The 3340-nt window shown below is 48.7% G+C and carries 2 rRNA genes; both read right to left on the reverse strand.

Annotated elements, in window-relative coordinates:
• Positions 1-6 precede the first annotated feature (6 nt).
• A 5S ribosomal RNA gene (gene rrf / locus B6C99_RS12800) occupies positions 7-122 on the reverse strand.
• Between the two features lie 134 nt (positions 123-256).
• Positions 257-3155 (reverse strand): 23S ribosomal RNA (locus B6C99_RS12805).
• Positions 3156-3340: the final 185 nt, after the last annotated feature.

Genomic DNA, 3340 nt, shown 5'->3' on the forward strand with positions numbered 1-3340 from the left:
TTAAAAGTCTGGCGGCACCCTACTCTCACATGGGTAATACCCACACTACCATCGGCACTACGGCGTTTCACTTCTGAGTTCGGCATGGGGTCAGGTGGGACCACCGCGCTATTACCGCCAGACATATCCTGTCTTCTCTTCTCTCAATTGCTGTGCATTATCTCATATCCACATCAATCGCTCAATCCGGAACAAACTGTTCGATTATCTATTAATCTATCTTTATCTTCGCGTACCCAAAACAACTCCGAGTTGTAAGGTTAAGACTCTCGGTTCATTAGTATCAGTTAGCTCAATGTATCACTACACTTACACACCTGACCTATCTACGTCTTAGTCTCAAACGGACCTTACTGATTCTCATCAGGGAAAACTCATCTCGAGGCTAGTTTCGTACTTAGATGCTTTCAGCACTTATCTATTCCGCACGTAGCTACCGGGCAATGCAATTGGCATCACAACCCGAACACCAGCGGTGCGTTCACTTCGGTCCTCTCGTACTAGAAGCAAACCCTCTCAATTTTCCTACGCCCATGGCAGATAGGGACCGAACTGTCTCACGACGTTCTAAACCCAGCTCGCGTACCACTTTAAACGGCGAACAGCCGTACCCTTGGGACCTACTTCAGCCCCAGGATGTGATGAGCCGACATCGAGGTGCCAAACACCGCCGTCGATATGAACTCTTGGGCGGTATCAGCCTGTTATCCCCGGAGTACCTTTTATCCGTTGAGCGATGGCCCTTCCATTCAGAACCACCGGATCACTATGACCTACTTTCGTACCTGCTCGAGCCGTCACTCTCGCAGTCAAGCTAGCTTTTGCCATTGCACTAACCTCCTGATGTCCGACCAGGATTAGCTAACCTTCGTGCTCCTCCGTTACTCTTTGGGAGGAGACCGCCCCAGTCAAACTACCCACCAGACAGTGTCCCTTACCTCGATTCAGAAGTATAGGTTAGAACATCAAACATTAAAGGGTGGTATTTCAAGGTCGACTCCATGCATACTGGCGTACACACTTCTTAGTCTCCCACCTATCCTACACATTAAGGCTCAATGTTCACTGTCAAGCTATAGTAAAGGTTCACGGGGTCTTTCCGTCTTGCCACGGGTACACCGCATCTTCACGGCAATTTCAATTTCACTGAGTCTCGGGTGGAGACAGCCTGGCCATCATTACGCCATTCGTGCAGGTCGGAACTTACCCGACAAGGAATTTCGCTACCTTAGGACCGTTATAGTTACGGCCGCCGTTTACTGGGGCTTCGATCAAGAGCTTCTGCTTACGCATAACCCCATCAATTAACCTTCCAGCACCGGGCAGGCGTCACACCGTATACGTCCACTTTCGTGTTTGCACAGTGCTGTGTTTTTATTAAACAGTTGCAGCCAGCTGGTATCTTCGACTGATTTCACCTCCATCCGCATGGGACTTCAATTACCATCAGCGTGCCTTCTCCCGAAGTTACGGCACCATTTTGCCTAGTTCCTTCACCCGAGTTCTCTCAAGCGCCTTAGTATTCTCTACCTGACCACCTGTGTCGGTTTCGGGTACGATTAACTATAACCTGAAGCTTAGAGGATTTTCCTGGAAGCAGGGCATCAATTACTTCAGCACCTTAGTGCCTCGTCATCACGCCTCAGAGTCTTAGTGACCGGATTTGCCTAATCACACCCCTACACGCTTAACCCACCATCCAATAGGTGGTAAACCTAGCCTTCTTCGTCCCCCCATCGCAGTTATAGCCAGTACGGGAATATTAACCCGTTTCCCATCAGATACGCCCTTCGGCCTCTCCTTAGGGGTCGACTCACCCTGCCCCGATTAACGTTGGACAGGAACCCTTGGTCTTCCGGCGAGCGGGCTTTTCACCCGCTTTATCGTTACTTATGTCAGCATTCGCACTTCTGATACCTCCAGCATACCTCACAATACACCTTCTACGGCTTACAGAACGCTCCCCTACCCAACACACTTACGTGCGCTGCCGCAGCTTCGGTGCATAGTTTTAGCCCCGTTACATCTTCCGCGCAGGCCGACTCGACTAGTGAGCTATTACGCTTTCTTTAAATGATGGCTGCTTCTAAGCCAACATCCTAGCTGTCTAAGCCTTCCCACTTCGTTTCCCACTTAACTATGACTTTGGGACCTTAGCTGGCGGTCTGGGTTGTTTCCCTCTTCACGACGAACGTTAGCACCCGCCGTGTGTCTCCCATGATTAAACTTGTCAGTATTCGGAGTTTGCATCGGGTTGGTAAGCCGGGATGGCCCCCTAGCCGAAACAGTGCTCTACCCCCAACAGTTACTCATGAGGCGCTACCTAAATAGCTTTCGGGGAGAACCAGCTATCTCCCGGTTTGATTGGCCTTTCACCCCCAGCCACAGGTCATCCGCTAATTTTTCAACATTAGTCGGTTCGGTCCTCCAGTTAGTGTTAACCAACCTTCAACCTGCCCATGGCTAGATCACCGGGTTTCGGGTCTATACCCTGCAACTTAACGCACAGTTAATACTCGGTTTCCCTTCGGCTCCCCTATTCGGTTAACCTTGCTACAGAATATAAGTCGCTGACCCATTATACAAAAGGTACGCAGTCACTATTACCCAATGGTAACAGCTCCCACTGATTGTACGTACACGGTTTCAGGGTCTATTTCACTCCCCTCCCGGGGTTCTTTTCGCCTTTCCCTCACGGTACTGGTTCACTATCGGTCAATCAGGAGTATTTAGCCTTGGAGGATGGTCCCCCCATCTTCAGACAGGATATCACGTGTCCCGCCCTACTCTATAAGCTTCCACATCATGCATTTTCATGTACGGGACTTTCACCCTCTATCGTGCGACTTTCCAGACGCTTCCATTAATACATCATGCTACCCGCTTGGGCTCCTCCCTTTTCGCTCGCCGCTACTTAGGGAATCTCGGTTGATTTCTTTTCCTCGGGGTACTTAGATGTTTCAGTTCTCCCGGTTCGCCTCATCTGACTATGTATTCATCAGATGATAATGTAGTCACCTACACTGGGTTTCCCCATTCGGACATCAACGGCTATAGCGCCTTTTATCGGCTTACCGTCGCTTTTCGCAGATTAACACGTCCTTCATCGCCTCTGATTGCCTAGGCATCCACCGTGTACGCTTAATTTCTTAACCTTACAACTCACAGTTGTCTTGGTTTCAATTACGCTTTTTTCTCTTTCTTATCTCAATCCAATATATTTTCATACATCAGCTTGCGATAAAAACGAGAACTCGTTTCTTTCAGCTTGTTCCTAATTGTTAAAGAGCTTTATCTTTCTATTCATTCGAATATCAAATAAATACAAAAATAATTTTTT

The sequence above is a fragment of the Gilliamella sp. N-G2 genome, assembly GCF_002142215.1.
Lineage (GTDB): Bacteria > Pseudomonadota > Gammaproteobacteria > Enterobacterales > Orbaceae > Gilliamella.